The organism is Desulfosarcina ovata subsp. ovata, from assembly GCF_009689005.1.
GTDB classification, from domain to species: Bacteria; Desulfobacterota; Desulfobacteria; order Desulfobacterales; family Desulfosarcinaceae; genus Desulfosarcina; species Desulfosarcina ovata.
Genome location: NZ_AP021879.1, coordinates 6,126,206 through 6,142,061 on the forward strand (window position 1 = coordinate 6,126,206; position 15,856 = coordinate 6,142,061).

The 15,856-nt window shown below is 56.5% G+C and carries 13 protein-coding genes; 10 read left to right on the plus strand and 3 right to left on the minus strand.

Annotated elements, in window-relative coordinates; all coding sequences use genetic code 11:
- Positions 1–10 precede the first annotated feature (10 nt).
- From GN112_RS26865 to GN112_RS26885, 5 genes are all read left to right on the plus strand, one after another.
- Positions 11–805: a vWA domain-containing protein gene (locus GN112_RS26865; RefSeq protein ID WP_162459134.1), complete on the plus strand. Its 795-nt coding sequence runs from the start codon at positions 11–13 to the stop codon at positions 803–805.
- 57 nt (positions 806–862) lie between these two features.
- The gene (locus tag GN112_RS26870) at positions 863–2,434 is read left to right on the plus strand and encodes a phosphate ABC transporter substrate-binding/OmpA family protein (protein WP_155312981.1); all 1,572 of its coding nucleotides are present in this window, start codon (positions 863–865) and stop codon (positions 2,432–2,434) included.
- 20 nt (positions 2,435–2,454) lie between these two features.
- A complete protein-coding gene (locus tag GN112_RS26875) occupies positions 2,455–3,339 on the plus strand; it encodes a hypothetical protein (protein ID WP_155312982.1) in 885 nt (294 codons plus the stop codon).
- Positions 3,339–4,553 (plus strand): toxic anion resistance protein, encoded by a 1,215-nt coding sequence (locus GN112_RS26880; protein WP_155312983.1) that lies wholly within the window; start codon positions 3,339–3,341, stop codon positions 4,551–4,553. Before GN112_RS26875 ends, GN112_RS26880 begins: the two co-directional genes overlap by 1 nt.
- An 80-nt stretch (positions 4,554–4,633) precedes the next feature.
- Positions 4,634–5,668, plus strand: coding sequence for a hypothetical protein (locus GN112_RS26885; protein ID WP_155312984.1), 1,035 nt, complete (start codon positions 4,634–4,636; stop codon positions 5,666–5,668).
- Positions 5,669–5,782: 114 nt separating this feature from the next.
- On the opposite strand, the gene GN112_RS26890 is transcribed toward GN112_RS26885, so the two are convergent.
- Complete coding sequence (locus GN112_RS26890) at positions 5,783–6,628, minus strand: glycerophosphodiester phosphodiesterase (protein WP_162459135.1); 846 nt, start codon at positions 6,626–6,628, stop codon at positions 5,783–5,785.
- Between the two features lie 140 nt (positions 6,629–6,768).
- Here GN112_RS26890 and GN112_RS26895 point away from each other — a divergent pair, with 140 nt between their 5' ends.
- From GN112_RS26895 to draG, 5 genes are read left to right on the plus strand one after another with little or no spacing between them, the layout of a single operon-like run.
- The gene (locus tag GN112_RS26895) at positions 6,769–7,338 is read left to right on the plus strand and encodes a helix-turn-helix domain-containing protein (RefSeq protein ID WP_155312986.1); all 570 of its coding nucleotides are present in this window, start codon (positions 6,769–6,771) and stop codon (positions 7,336–7,338) included.
- Between the two features lie 9 nt (positions 7,339–7,347).
- Entirely contained in the window at positions 7,348–9,003 is a 1,656-nt protein-coding gene (locus tag GN112_RS26900; protein WP_155312987.1) for an AMP-binding protein, read from the plus strand.
- The gene (locus GN112_RS26905; protein ID WP_155312988.1) at positions 8,972–10,624 is read left to right on the plus strand and encodes an HAD-IA family hydrolase; all 1,653 of its coding nucleotides are present in this window, start codon (positions 8,972–8,974) and stop codon (positions 10,622–10,624) included. Before GN112_RS26900 ends, GN112_RS26905 begins: the two co-directional genes overlap by 32 nt.
- Before the next feature lie 7 nt (positions 10,625–10,631).
- A complete protein-coding gene (locus GN112_RS26910; RefSeq protein ID WP_155312989.1) occupies positions 10,632–11,420 on the plus strand; it encodes an NAD(+)--dinitrogen-reductase ADP-D-ribosyltransferase in 789 nt (262 codons plus the stop codon).
- 10 nt (positions 11,421–11,430) lie between these two features.
- Positions 11,431–12,348: an ADP-ribosyl-[dinitrogen reductase] hydrolase gene (draG, locus tag GN112_RS26915; protein ID WP_155312990.1), complete on the plus strand. Its 918-nt coding sequence runs from the start codon at positions 11,431–11,433 to the stop codon at positions 12,346–12,348.
- A gap of 27 nt (positions 12,349–12,375) precedes the next feature.
- Here draG and GN112_RS26920 read toward each other — a convergent pair whose 3' ends face one another.
- Together GN112_RS26920 and GN112_RS26925 are read right to left on the minus strand one after the other, a co-directional pair.
- Entirely contained in the window at positions 12,376–13,158 is a 783-nt protein-coding gene (locus GN112_RS26920; RefSeq protein ID WP_155312991.1) for an IclR family transcriptional regulator, read from the minus strand.
- A gap of 810 nt (positions 13,159–13,968) precedes the next feature.
- Positions 13,969–15,732, minus strand: a complete 1,764-nt coding sequence (locus GN112_RS26925; RefSeq protein ID WP_155312992.1) for a sigma-54 interaction domain-containing protein — start codon at positions 15,730–15,732, stop codon at positions 13,969–13,971.
- Positions 15,733–15,856 lie beyond the last annotated feature (124 nt).

Sequence of the window (15,856 nt, forward strand, 5' to 3'; positions counted from 1 at the left end):
GAGGACGAAAATGACGACCAAGCCGTTTTTTCTCTTTTTGGTGGTGTTGGCGCTTGCGCTGATCGGTTGCTCCGACGAGCCCCCGCCTCCCCCCCAGGCCGGTGCTGCGCATAAAATTCCCCAACCGGCCGCCCCCGCACCGCAGGCGCCGCCCCAGCCGGTCGCCCAATCGGCCAACTGGCCGTTCTTATCTGAGGAGGAGCCTGGCGGCGACCTGGCTGAAAATATGATGGCCAGGAACTACCTGCTGATTTTTGACGGATCCGGAAGCATGGACGACAGTGAGTGCTCCGGGGCAAGCCGGAAGATCGATGTGGCCAAAAAGTCGGTAATGGCCTGGTCCAAGAGCGTACCGGACGACGCCAATCTGGGGCTGTATGCCTTCCACAAGCGGGGGCTGCTGACCCTGCCGCTGGCCACCGGCAATCGTGATACCTTTATCCGGACGATCGGCCTGATCCAGGCTGGCGGCAAAACCCCCCTGTCCGACGCCATGATCCATGCGTATCAAACCTTTACCGAACAGGGACAACGCCAACTGGGCTATGGCGAATACACCATTGTGGTGGTTACGGACGGTTACGCCGATTCCAGCGAGCGACTCCGGAATGTGGTGGAAAAAATTCTGTCCACCTCGCCGATCACGATCTACAGCATCGGGTTTTGTATCGGCGAGCAACACGCCCTGAACCAGCCGGGTCGCACCATCTACAAGTCCGCGGACAATCCGGCGCAGCTGCAGCAGGGACTGCAAGCGGTCCTGGCGGAATCGGAATCCTTTGACGACGATGCGTTCTCCGAATAGCCGGCTGCCTGCCGCATCCCCATTCCAGCATGACGAGCGACAGGAGGTGTTGCCGGAATGAATCGAAATCTCGTGGGTGCCCTGCTCATGGTGGTCATCGTTGTCATTGGCGCCCTGGCGGTCAAATTTTTTCTGCCCTATTTTGAAAACAGCGAACAGCAGGCCACCACCGACGCAGCCAAAACCAAAGGCAAAATCGTCGTGGCCCTGGATAACTGGGTCGGCTACTTTATCCTGCGGTCGCCGGAGATGGAAGCGGCCATGCGCCGGGCCGGCTATATTCTCATCTGCGAAGACGACCAGGCCGATTATGGTCGCCGGATGGACCGGCTGAAAGCGGGCGATATCGATTTCGCCGTGGCCACCGTGGATTCATTCATTCTCAACGGGGCGACCCGCAACTTCCCCGGGGCCATGGTCATGGTCATCGACGAGTCCAAGGGCGGAGACGCCATCCTGGCCCGCAAAGACAAGGTGGCCGGCCTGGATGCACTCAAAGGGAGTGCGGATATCCGCGTGGCGTTCACTCCGAACAGCCCGAGCCATCATCTGGCCAAGGCGGCCGCCGATCACTTCAATGCACCGGAGCTGTTGCCGCGCGGTAAATTGCGCATCGAGACCAACGGCTCCCGCGATGCCGTGGATAAACTCCTGGCCGGTCAGACCGATGTGGCCGTCTGCTGGGAGCCCGATGTATCGCGTGCCCTGAACGATCCGGGCATCGTCAAACTGCTGGGTACCGAGGACACCGAGCGGCTGATCGTGGATATCCTGATCGCCGGACGCAAAACCCTCAAGAAGAGGCCGGAAGTGGTCCGGTTGCTGGTGGGCACCTACTTTCGGGTGCTGAAAAAATACCGTGACAATCCCGACCTACTCACCGACCAGGTCGAGTCCGCCACCGGGCTGGAGAAAGACGCCGTCGTGGCCATGCTCAAAGGCGTTCGGTGGGCCAACTTCGGTGATAATTGCGAAGCGTGGTTCGGCATTGCCGCACCGGGCCAGGTCGCCGACGAAGGGCTGGTGGACACCATTACGGCCAGCGCCCGGATTCTTGTGAATGCCGGCAATTTTCCCGAAAGCCCGATTCCGGATGACGACCCGTATCGATTGACCAACAGCCGCTTTCTGAGCACCCTCTTTGCCAAAGGCCTGACCGGTTCCTTCACCACGCCCGGCGGCAATAGTGGCGCTGCGGGGGTGGTCAGTTCGCTGGAGACGCCATTTTCCCCTTTGAGCGACAGCCAATGGCATGCATTGAAAACGGTGGGTACGCTGAAGGTCGATCCGATTGTATTTCAGCAGGGGACGTCGCAACTCGATGCGATGGCCAAAAGGGTGCTCGACGATGCGGTGGCGCGGCTGAAGCACTATCCCCATTTCCGGGTCATGATCAACGGGCATACGGACGTGCGCGGGAATGCCGGCGAGAACCAGCGGCTGTCCCGGGAGCGTGCCGATGCGGTGGCCCGCTACCTGAAGACGAACTACCACATCGATGCCAACCGACTGCGCGTCATCGGATACGGCGGCAGCCACCCCCTGCCGCAGGCCCCCGGGGAGTCCCGCCGGGCCTGGATGTATCGATTGCCCCGGGTGGAAATGGTGTTGGCGCGGGAAGACTACTAATTTTGCTCAGTGCAGGTAACATGACAGACGAACCATCCACCCGTCCGGGTTCAGGGCCGCCGGATACCAGTGACTATCTTCCCGCCGCCATCCAGAAGGCCGTGGTCCGGACCGGTCTGGCCCACCCCGTCACCATTTACGCCATTGCCCTGGGTGTCAGCGTCGGTGTGGTGGGAAGCCTGTTCGATATTCCGGTACTTCTGGGGGCGGCCGTCGGGTTGACGCTGCTTGGCCCGGCGTGGGCCGTGCTGCAGATCTTTTTCAGACATGAGGCCATCGGCAGCCGCTACCTTGAATCGCTTCACCACAGACAGAAACAGTACGAACGCCGCCTGATCGGCAGAATCGAAGATGGATTGCGGTCGTGCATCACGGTGGACGGACTAGAGCGCGCCGCCAACACGGGAATCGCCCAACTCAAAAACATCCAGATCAAGCTGGACAATGTCAAGGCGCTTCTGGGGCAGAAGCTCAGGCCCGGAGAAATCACGCATGGCCGGTTTTTGGGGGCCGCGGAACAGGTGTCACTGAGCGTACTGGACAATCTGAATACCGTGGCCAGTGTCCTGAAAAGCGCTGCATCCATCGATCTGGCTTACATCCATGAACGCTTGCGGGACCTCGACGAAAAATCGCAGCCGGGCCAGGAGGACGCCGACCCGCGCCCGTCGCTGCAGGCGCGTCTGGATTTATGGAACCGGCAGATCGAGACGATCGACCGGTTGATGGCCGGCAACGAAGCCGCCATGACCGAGATGGAGCGCATCTCCGCGGCGGTCGCCCGGTGGCCCCAGGATCGAAAATTTGCCGACAGCGACATCGAATCCGCCATCGCGCAATTGCATGCCCTGGCTTCCCAGGCCCATGATTATGAGACCCTTGACCCAACCCAAAGGAGGTATTGATGACCGCAACCCCCAGTCAGACCGGCCAGGCGCTGGTTCTGGCCGATCCGCTGGCGATCCGGCATGACGTGGAACTGGTTGATCCCCAGACGATTACCGTCTCCGAAACACCCGACCCCCAGCTCGACCAGCAGGCCACGGCTTTCGTCCAGGCCGTTTTAAACCTGAATCCCGAGGTGCCGTCCAGTTTCGATGCCTGCCAGCAGAACAAGGCGGCGGTGGAACACCTGGGCAGCAAGAGCCAGAAAGAGGCCGCCCACCGATCCGCCATGCTCAAAGACCCCATCAGCAAGCTCGCCGCAAGGGGCGAGGACGGCGGCGAGGTGGCCAACGCCCTGGTCAACCTGAAGATGACAGTCGAGGAACTCGACCCCGGCCAGTTCGATTTCAAGGCCGGCTGGTTCAGCCGCACCCTGGGTTTTCTGCCGGGCGTGGGCACTCCGCTGAAACGGTTCTTCACCCGTTTCGAATCTTCCCAGACCGTTATCGATGCCATCATGCGGTCCCTGGAAGAGGGGAAGAAAGTTCTTCAGCGGGACAATGTCACCCTGAACCAGGATCAGAAGGCCATGCGTGAGCTGACCCACCGGCTTCAGCAGACCATCGAGCTGGGCATGCTCATCGACCAGAAATTCTCCTATGCCCTGGAACGTGAAATCCCGACAGAGGACCCGCGCCGGCGGTTCATCGAAGATGAGATCCTGTTTCCCTTGCGCCAGCGCATCCAGGATCTTCAGCAGCAACTGGCCGTCAATCAGCAGGGCGTGCTGGCCATCGAGATCATCATCCGCAACAACAAGGAGCTGGTCAAGGGCGTCGACCGCGGTATCCATGTCACCATCAACGCCCTGAATGTGGCCGTCACCGTGGCCCTGGCCCTGGCCAATCAGCGGATCGTTTTGGATAAGATCGATGCGGTGAACAAAACCACCAACCGGTTGATTGCCCAGACCGCCTCCCAACTCCGTACCCAGGGGACGGAAATCCATAAACGGGCCAGCAGCACCCAGCTGGACATGGAAACCCTGAAAAAGGCTTTTGTGGATATCAATGCGGCATTGGACGACATTTCCAGTTTCCGCAAACAGGCCCTGCCCCAGATGGCCGGAAGCATTCTGGAAATGGATGCGCTGACCAAGGCCACGGAAGCCGCCATTCAGCGGATGGAAGAGGGAACCCGGGCGGAACCGGTGGTGTCACTGGACATCGCCTGATTGTTGACGCTTATGGCTCATACTCTTTATGGTTCATATTTCTTATGGTTCGTAAAGAAAAACAGAAGGAAATCGTGAATATGCGTGAATCCAATGCGGTCAAACGGCAGATTGTTTACGGCAACACCAAGGCCGGCAAGACCTATAACTTCAACCAGGACCATGATCCGTCGCAGATCGCCCAGATGTGGTTTCAAAATTCGCCCGAGGGATTGGTCCTGTTTGTCGTTTTCTATACCCAGGCCTGTCGCTGGTCGCGTTGCCTGGGGTGCAATCTGCCCTCCAAGGTCTCCCAGGAGCATGTGGACTACAAATCCTTGATACAGCAGGTCGACAACCTGTTTGCCGACCCCGAGGTGCAAAAGCATCTCAAGGACGTTAAGAAGGTGATCATCAGCAACAACGGATCGGTGCTGGATGAAGATACCTTCTCCTCCACGGCGCTCATGTATCTCGTTGCCAGGCTGAATCAGTTTATGCCCAACCTGTCCATGGTGTGCATGGAATCCCGGCCGGAATATGTGGAGGTTGCCGAACTGGAATTCATCTCACGGGCATTGGCCGAGGGAGACACGCCCACCGGCCTTGAGATCGCCATCGGGTTCGAGGCCTTCGATGATCATATCCGCAACGATGTTTTTGACAAGGGCCTGACCCTGAAGGCATTTGAATCCCTTGCCGAAAAACTGGCGAAATACAATTTTTCGCTCAAATGCTACTTCATGCAAAAGCCGGTACCGGGAATCAGCGACGACGAAGCGGTGACGGATATCCATAAGGCCATCGATTATTTGAGCCGCGTTTCCGCTGAACTCGGCACCACCATCAATATCCATCTGAATCCCACCTACGTCGCCACCGGTACGGCACTGGCCACTGCCTTCACCGCCGGTGATTATCTTCCTCCCCGGCTCGAGGACGTCGCCCGGGCGGCCGTCGCCGGCAGGGGCAAGCCGCTTTCCATCTTCATCGGCCTGTCCGACGAAGGACTGGCCGTTCCCGGTGGATCGTTCTTACGACCGGAAAACCAGTGGATGGTCGACCCCATGGAAGAATTCAATCGAACCCAGAATTTCGATATTCTGGAGACCATCACCCGCCCGCCGGGAAAATAACCGCCTTATAACACATTTCCCCTCGCTCCCATGCTTTGCGTGGGAGCGCGTTGTTTTGTATCTGATCAGGTGGGGTTCCCACGCAGCGAGGGAACCAGACAAATAGTCGCCTGATCAAATGTCATTTGGGTTTTTGCCTTGGGCATGTCGCTTTGCGGTGTCGCAAAGCGCTTGCATGGCCACCGCCCGGTTGGAGAAAATCCAGTCCACTCCCCGGCTCACCTCCCGAAACAGACTGCGCGGGGAGTCGGCAAAACCGGTGCCGATGCCCTGGCCCAGCCGGTGATGGTGGTTCAGCATGCCACGGGTAACCGCCAGGTAATGGCCGGCCACTCCGCCCCACTCCCGAGCGATGGCCAGGCGGCTGAACCGGTCGGTGCACAGTCGGGCAATGGGCAGCAGCGCCTTTTTAGGAAGAAAATCAAAATCGGCGAAGATTTCCGGATGCAGGCTCATCAAATGAAAATCACGGCCGGGGGAAAGAGGGGCCAGGATGGGCTGCAGGCGACGGGCCGGAACGGCGGGCCGGTCATTTTCGTGCCCCTTGATTTCCAGCATCAGGTGAATGCGGCCGCCATAGCGCCGGATTACCGCCGACAGGGTCGGAATCCGGGGAAAGTGGCGCATCAGGGCGGCCAGCGGCATGTCGGCGATGCGCGCATTTTGGCCGAAAAGGCGCCGGGTATCGGCGTCGTGAAATACCACCGGCACCTGATCCCGGGTTCCGCGCACATCCAGCTCAATGCCCCAAACGCCGGCACCCACTGCCGCGTCGAAAGCCGCCAGGCTGTTTTCCAAACAGTGCCGGTTGTCGTGCGCCCCGCGGTGGGCGACGATGCGGCAGCCGCGCAGCAGGCACCGCGGCGGGGCCGGACGGGGCCAGCGGCGGAACAGGGCGTTTATCAACCGATGGAAGCATGCTTCGGCCTGTTCCGGCAATGGATTCGGGCGAGGGGACATGACGGTTCCAAAAAAGCCTTTGCCTGTGAAACGGTTTGGGTTATAGGGACAGCTTGCTGGTTTTTCGGGCAGAGTAACATATCCGGCGTCCAAGCGAAACATCAGGAATGAACTTGAACAGAAAGGGAGGAGAACGATTTATGAAAACTGAAAAAGTCGGTCAGCGAATCCGGACATTCATGGAGCGGCAGGATTTGACGCTGGAAACCCTGTCAGAACGGACAGGCCTTGACGTCAGCTTTCTTTCCACCGTTGTTGACGACGACGTCTATCCCTCCCTGGGCCCTCTGCTCAAGATTGCCCGTGCCCTGGACGTGCGTCTGGGAACCTTCCTGGACGATCAGATCAGCAAGGATCCCCTGGTGGTCCGGCGTGAAGCGCGCAAAGAGGAGATCAGCATGCTGCGCGGCAAGGACAAACCCGTGGCCCTGAAATTCTACTCCCTGGGCAGCGGCAAGAGCGACCGGCACATGGAACCCTTCTATGTGGAGCTGCTGCCGGAGTCGGAGAAGACCAAGGACCTTTCCAGCCACGAGGGCGAGGAGTTTATCGTGGTCTATTCCGGCCGGGTGGAAGTGACCTACGGCACCGAGGTCTACGAGTTGGAAGCCGGCGACAGCATTTACTACAATTCCATCGTGCCCCATTACGTGAGTTGCAAGGGGGCCCAGCCGGCGTCGATCTATGCCGTGCTCTACATCCCGCGTTAGGAGGTGCCCATGACGAGACCAGCTTTGGAATCCCTGACTTTGGGGCAGATCCTGGATCGCGCGGTGGCCGAGAACGGCGACGGCGATGCGATCGTCTATGTCGACCGGGATTTTCGCCTCACTTACAACGAGTTCGCCCATGTGGTCGACCAGCTGGCCCGCGGACTGATGGCCATGGGCGTTGCCAAGGAAGAGAAAGTGGCCGTGTGGGCCACCAAGATTCCTTACTGGGTCGCCCTGCAGTTTGCCACGGCCAAAATTGGCGCCATCCTGCTTACGATCAACACCAACTACAAGAGCGCCGAGGTGGCCTATGTGCTGGAGCAGTCCGACACCGAGACGCTGTTCATCATCGACGGCTACCAGGATACCGACTACCTTCAGACGATTTACGATCTGGTGCCGGAGCTGAAAAGCCAGGAGCGCGGCCGGTTGGCCAGCGAGCGCTTCCCCGAACTCAAACGGGTATGCTTCCTGGGACAGGAGAAGCACCGCGGGATGTACAGCCTGCCGGAAGTAATGGCCCTGGCGTCCATGACCGGCAAGGATGCATACGCCGCCCGCCAGGCCGAATTGGACGCCCACGACGTGGTCAACATGCAGTACACTTCGGGGACCACCGGATTTCCCAAGGGCGTCATGCTGACCCACTACAACATCGGCAACAACGGTTTCTGGATCGGGGAGAACCAGCGGTTTACCGCCAAGGACCGGATCTGTCTGCCCGTGCCGCTGTTTCACTGCTTCGGTTGTGTGCTGGGCATCATGGCGATCGTGACCCACGCTGCGACCACGGTAATCCTGGAGAAGTTCGACCCCGTGCAGGTGATGGCCTCGGTGGAGCAGGAGCATTGTACGGCGCTATACGGGGTGCCGACCATGTTTATCGCCGTGCTGGAGCATAAACTCTTCGACAAGTTCGACTTCTCCACCCTGCGCACCGGGATCATGGCCGGCTCCCCCTGCCCGGTGAAGGTGATGCGCCAGGTGATCGACCAGCTTAACATGAGCGAGGTCACCATCTGTTACGGACTTACCGAGAATTCTCCGGTGGTGACCCAGACCCTGCCCGATGACGATATCCGGCGCCGGACGGAGACCGTGGGCCGGGCCATGCCCGAAATCGAGATGAAGATCGTCGATCCGGAAACCGGCGTGGTGCTGCCGTCCGGTCAGCAGGGTGAAGTCTGCTGCCGGGGATACAGCGTGATGAAGGGCTACTATAAAATGCCCGAGGCCACGGAAAAAGCCATCGACAGCGACGGCTGGCTCCACTCCGGCGACCTGGGGGTGGTGGATGAAGACGGCTACCTGGCCATTACCGGCCGCCATAAAGACATGATCATTCGTGGCGGCGAGAACATCTACCCGCGTGAGATCGAGGAGTTCCTCTACCGCATGGACGGCATCTCGGATATCCAGGTGGTGGGGATTCCCAGTAAGAAGTACGGCGAAGAGGTGGGCGCGTTCGTCATTCGGAAGGCCGGCGCCGACATCACCGGCGAGGATGTGAAGGATTTTTGCCGGGGCCAGATTGCCCGTTACAAGATTCCCAAGTACGTGGCCTTTGTAGACGGCTTTCCGATGACCGCCAGCGGCAAGGTACAGAAATACAAACTTCAGGAGCGATCTGTTGAGTACTTCCCCGAAGCCGATGCCGGTTGAGCCGGTTCCGGTTTTCGCTTATCGCATCGATGCGGTGGTTTTCGATTTCGATGGCACCCTGACCTGTCCGGGTGCCCTTGATTTTTCCGTGATCAAACGGACCATTGGCTGCCCCGACCATACCCCCGTGCTGGAGTATATGGCCGGGGTCGACGACAGGGCCCGCCGGGCCGAGATGGCCATCCAGCTGGAACAGTTCGAAATGCAGGGCGCCGCGGTGTCGATGCCCAATCCCGGTGCCGAAGCGCTGCTGGCCTGGATAAAGGCCACCGGGCTGCCCGTTGGGATTCTCACCCGCAACAGCCGGACATCCGTCATCAAGGCCCTGGAGAATTTTGCCGGTTTTTCCGCGGCCGGCATCGATGTGCTGGTGACCCGCGAGGATCCGGCTAAAATCAAACCGTCCGGTGAAGGGGTGCGTCTGGCGGCCGCCCGGCTGGACGTGGACCCGGCACATGTACTGATGGTGGGGGATTTTCTTTTCGATGTCGAAGCCGGCCGCCGGGCCGGCGCCCTGACCGCCTATCTCAGCAACGGGTCAGGGGTGCCGGACGCACTTAGCGCTGATTTCGTGGTGGCTTCCCTGGACGAATTGAAACCGGTTATCCGCGACGGGATGGTGCTGCCGGCCGGCAAGCTGCCCAACCTCTTTCTGGGGGAACTTCTGGATCAGTACCCGATGACGGATCCTTCGGTGATCGTGGGACCGACGGTGGGCGAAGATACGGCTGCCGTGGACATCGAAGGCGAAGCGGTTCTGGTGCTCAAGACCGATCCGATCACCTTTGCTACCGAATCCATCGGGCGCTACGCCGTTTCGATCAACGCCAACGACATGGCCACCGCCGGTGCCGCCGCCCGCTGGATGCTGACCACCCTGCTGCTGCCCTGCGGTTTTTCACGTTCGCAGGTGCGCCGGATTTTTGCCGACCTGCACGATGCCTGTACCGACCAGGGCATCACCCTGTGCGGGGGGCACACCGAGATCACCGATGCCGTGCGCCGGCCGGTGGTGGCCGGCATGATGGCCGGCACGGTTGCCCGCAACGATTTGATCCGCAAGGGCCGTATGGCCCCCGGCGACCGGGTGCTGGTGACCAAGGGCGTTGCCGTGGAGGGAACGGCCATTATTGCCGCCGAGTTCAGGTTGCTGCTTATCGAAAAAGGGATGCCGGCGGACGAGATCGATTGCTGCGCCGCTTTCCAGCAGATGATCAGCATCCTGCCCGAGGCGCGCATCGCCTGGCGGGTGGGCGGTGTTTCCGCGCTTCACGATGTTACCGAGGGGGGACTCGCCACCGCTCTGGCCGAATTGAGCCAGGCGGGCGGCCGGGGTATCCGTGTCCGGCGCGATGCCATTCCGGTGTATCCCCAAACCAGAAAGATGGGGGCGATTCTCGGCATCGACCCGTTGGGCCTGATTGGTTCCGGCAGCCTGCTGATCAGCTGCCGTGCCGAAGTTGCTGCAACGCTGGTCGCCGACCTGCGCGAGTATGGAATTGCCGTGACCGATATCGGCGAAGTCACCGACAGCGGCCCCGGAATCGACGCCGTTGAAAATGAGGTGTCGGTGCCCTGGCCCTGTTTTGATGCGGATGAGATTACCCGTCTGTTTGCCTGAGAGTGCCATGCGTCCGTTGACCAACATGTGCGATCTGCCACCATGGGAGATCGCCTCCCGGGTGTTTAACGAGTGCCCCAGGCCCCTTCATATCCAGGGGGTGCGGTCCACCCACCGTCATTTTTTCAAACTTCTGGACCGGCTGGAGACCTGGGACGAACGCGCACGGAGTTATCAGGATTATATGGAGGTGGCCTTTCATCTCCACCAGTGGCGCCGGCAGAAAGACCCCAGCGGCCAGCTCAGCCTCAAGAACAGCTACCTGAGATTCCTGCGCGGCTGGCTCTACGATGCCAACTCCGTTGAGGGAGCGGTGATGAAGGGCTGGGTGGAGAGCCGCCTGGGCATTCCGCCCACGTTTCACGGCAAGCGCATCCAGAGCCGGGAGAGCGACGCCTATCTTGACTACATGCGTGAGCGCCTGAACGGGGCGGCGCGTACCAATGCCATCCTTTCGCAACTGGATCTGTTGTACGAGTTCGTGCAGTACGAACTGGCGCGCCGGAATCCTGAGCGCCGCCACATGACCCTGTATCGTGGCGTTTACGATTTTGCCGAACACGAAATCGTCGAACAGCCGGACAACACCCATGCCGTGGTACGGCTCAACAACCTGAACTCCTTCACCCGCGATTTTGAGCGGGCCTGGGAATTCGGTACCCTGGTGATTGAAGCGCGGGTGCCGGTTCCCAAGATCTTTTTCGATGGCGCCTTCCTGCACGCCGGCATCCTCCAGGGAGAAGAGGAGGTACTGGTGATCGGCGGCGAATATGATGTCACCCTTCGATCGTACTGAGGTAAAACAGATGCCCGTCGAGTTTTCACCCGAACATTGGCAAACGATTGAGCAGCGGGGCCGGGCCGCTTTTCTGGGGATGGCTATAGGTGACGCCCTGGGGGCCACGACCGAGTTCATGACGCCCATGGAGATCCGGTTCAAGTATGGCGTTCACAAGAAGATCGTCGGCGGGGGCTGGCTCTATCTGAAGGCCGGACGGGTCACCGACGATACGGAAATGTCGGTCTGCATCGCCCGGGCCATTCGGGATGCCGGCGGCTGGGATCTGACCGCCATTGCCCAAAATTTTGTCGACTGGATGAAAAGCCGCCCCGTGGACATCGGCGCCACCTGTGCCCGGGGCATCCGCGAGTTCATGCACACCGGATCTCTGGAAATGCCGCCCAACGAATGGGATGCGGGCAACGGGGCGGTGATGCGCATGGTGCCGGTGGCACTGGCGAGCCTGGGTGACGAGAAGCGGTTGGCCGAATGGTCCGTGGCCCAGGCCCATCTCACCCACCACCATCCCATGTCCGATGCCGCCTGCATCACCGTCGGCCGCATGGTTCATCAGGCCATGCAGGGCGCATCCCTGGATCAGTTGCAGACCCTTGCCGACGAACTGGTCGGCCAATTCGCCAAATTTCGCTATCGCCCCTATCTGGGCGGCAGCTCGGCCTATGTGGTGGATACCATGCAGACCGTATTCCACTACCTGTTCTCCACGGAAAGCTTTGCGGATTGTCTTATCGGCGTGGTCAATCAGGGGGGCGACGCCGACACCACCGGTGCCATTGCCGGTATGATTGCCGGCGCGTTTTATGGGCTCTCCAGCTTTCCCCGGCGGTGGGTCCGGCGCCTGGATCCGTTGGTGCGGGAGGAGGTCACTGAGCTGGCGGATCACCTCGTGAACCATTCACCCCTGGCAAGCCGGTTGAAATAGCGGGCGTCGCGATATTCCGATTTCCCCCTATTTGGGATCGTACGGGTATCCCATATCCGCTGAGGTCTTCCGGGCGGCATCGACCACCAGTTCACCATACTTTTCTTTATCCTTGAGGTCAAAATTAAAGATGGGAGCTGAAATCCCGATGCATCCCACATGCTTTCCGGAAGAGTTAAAGATCGGGGCGGCAATCCTTCTGACCCCCTCCCTTAATTCCTGGTCCTCGAATCCAAAGCCGCATTTTTTTGCCTGGATAAGCTCGGTTTCGAGAATTTCAGGATCGGTAATCGTATATTTGGTGATGGCCGGCATGCCTATTTTTTTGATGACCTGACGCCTTTTCTCTTTGCTCATCAAGGAGAGATAAACCTTGCCGACACTAACGGCATGAAGATATGGGATGGCACTGCCAACGCGAGAATAGAGCGACATGCTCTCGCTTCCACGAATCTGCTCCAACAGGATCAGCTGATCGCGGTCCAAGGTCGCCAGTTCAATTGTTTTTCGCGTTTGAATCGACAGCGCCTTCATGTGTTTCCAGGCGGAATTACGCAGATCGTATTTGTCATGGAGGCGATGCCCCAAGTACAAAAATTTCAAACCGATCCGGTAGAGTCCTCTTTTCCCGGATTTATCAAGGAACCCTTTTGAACACAGGGTGTTGAGGATTCGAATCAGCGACTGGCGGGGGATATCGACTTGTTCAATGATGTCGGAAAGCGACATCTCCCTGTCAGACGAGGAGATGCACTCAAGAACATCAACGGCACGTTCGATCGCCGGAACCGTATTTTTGGTCTCACTCATATTTAAAAAAATCCGTTTAACAAACGGATGCTCACATCGTTACCGCGTAAAGGATAACTAATTAATAATTACAAAATGATGATCGCCGACGCTTTTTCGGATGGGGCCGAAAAATTGCAGCCCAACGATACGAGAGATCATTAAAATAATCAACCTCGAGGTCCACAGGGGAACCGCATTTTGATGTATTTTTTTGGTGGTGTGATCAGACACCCACCACCCCGATTCAATCACTGCCACATGTAAAAATCCAAGTGTCAATTGAAGGATCCGGTGGGTTAGAAGCCATTATCCGGGATGTCCACGACTTCCCGCCCCTGGCGCAGACAACTGCCGATCCTGGCCTGGGTGTGGGGCAGGGTGGTGTCAACGAACCAGAAAACCGATGTCCGAACAATGGGCTTTTAAAATCAGTCATCCTTCTCTTTTTCCCGCTTTCATAATATCAACAAACCATGGTTCTCTGTTCGCCCAGGAATATTTACAATTATCTGATCGCCGCGGTCAACCCGGGCAGGAATTCGAGGACGCCGGCCTGGATGCCCCATGTCGGCCACCTGGAAGATCGGGGCCTTGACGTTTTTGTTAATTGCCACGATGAACGGCGAGTCCTTGAAATCGGGAGCCCTCTGGCTCAACGGTCGACTGATCAGCTGACGTCTTATGCTGGCATCGTGCCCAAAATCAAACAAACCGATGGCAGTCAAGGTCTTTCTATAACAAGTGGAGCAAGGCCAATATACTCAAGATGGCCTTTGCCTATGACCAACCTTTGGGATAATGTCGATATTGAGGCTCGCATGTGGTCGCTTAAAAGGGTTTTTCAAGTGTATTCTTTTTTTGTTTTTGCCTCAATTTGAGCCGCCGATATAAGGTGGAAACACTGATACCTAAATATTTAGCAGCGTCCTGCTTTCCAGTGGTGGAATTGCCGAATAGGCGCAAAGCTTCTTCGACCATTAGCTCTTCAGTATCGATGGGTTCTATCGTGTCTTTTTCGGGGATTTTGTTGAGTGGGGATATATAGGGGGGAAGATCTTCTATGTCGGCAAATCCATTTGTTTTTAGATTGCAGACATACTCCGTAACATTTCTTAATTCGCGTACATTGCCAGGCCATTGATAATGGACAAGATAGCTCATTGCCCTTTTGCTGAAACCGCGAAGGTTGCCGCCGAATTGTTGATTATGTTCTTTTAGATAGAAATCCAGTAGTAGAGGGATATCTGTTTTTCTTTCTCTCAAGGGTGGAACTTCGATTTGAACAACGTTTAAACGGTAGTACAAATCTTCCATAAAATGCTTTTTTTTCACCATTTCAGGCAAATTCTTATTGGTTGCGCATATAACCCTCACGTCAATTTTTATCGATGCTTCACCGCCAATCCTTTCGAGGATCGCATTGTCCAGGACTCGAAGTATTTTAGCCTGCCCAGTTAAGGAGAGGTTACCAATTTCATCTAGAAAAATCGTTCCGCCGTTAGCTTTTTCAAACTTCCCTGCCCTTCCTCTTTTTCGGGCATCGGTAAAAGCCCCTTTTTCATATCCAAACAATTCGCTTTCAATAAGTGTTTCAGGAATTGCGCCGCAATTCAGGGCAACAAAAGGCCCCTTATATTTAGGACTATTGTAATGTATGAGTTGTGCAACAAGTTCTTTTCCGGTACCCGTTTCTCCATTGATGAGGATTCGCGAATTATTGGCCGCTACTTTGGCCATGAGTTCCTTCATTTTAATGATCGGATCGGATGTGCCTACAAACCTTAGTGTATTCGGTCTATTGCCGAAAGTGAAGAAGGTTGAAGCTGGTTTGTTTTTTGCGTTATTTTTAAGCAGCAGGACATTGCCGACAGTAGAGCCATTGTAATGGATTGGTGCTGCCTTTGCGAGAAACTTGGACCTGCAAATATTACCATTTTCATCTGATATTGTATAAGAATCAATAATTTTCAGTGCGTCACCAAACAATTCGATATCCTTGCCTATGTATTCTTCTCGCTTGAACGCCATCGCTTCTTCTGCGAATTGGTTCGCATTAATGATATTATTTTTATGGTCCGTAATAATAATGCCTTTATCAATGGCGTTGACAATATTGTTCATTGCTTCTGAATTAACAAAATCATAAAAAAGGACATCATTCTTTAAGAATTTTCCGGCGATATAATTCCCAATATCATCAGACAGTTTTGATAAAAATAGGCTCTTTCGCAGCATCCTTTTATGCTGGTTCTTATCGTAGCCCAGAAGCCCAAAAAGACCGACTATTTTATCCCGATATATAATAGGGCAGGAGATAACCGAGGTATAGGGACAGAATGATTTTATTTCACACTGCAGACATTGTTTCTCCTCCCTTGGCGTATGGATCAGAAAACCTTTGCCTGATTTTATGGTTAAATCCACATAAGAGTCTCGTGGTCGCTTTAAACCGATATTTTTTCTATACGGGCCGGTTCCGGCAACCGCTATCATGGCACGGTTAATCACCATCAGTTCTGCCCCAATAATCGGTTTCATAATATTGCATAACGATTGAATTGAATATTTATTTTGATCCAAGTAGTTATTCATTTTATCTTCTCCAATATATGCAGTCGCCTATTGAAGATAGCCATTTTGAATTGTGATTCTTAATTTCGTAAAATAGCACGGTCCAGATAAGCTATCATTTATCATTATGACAATTGTTAATAAA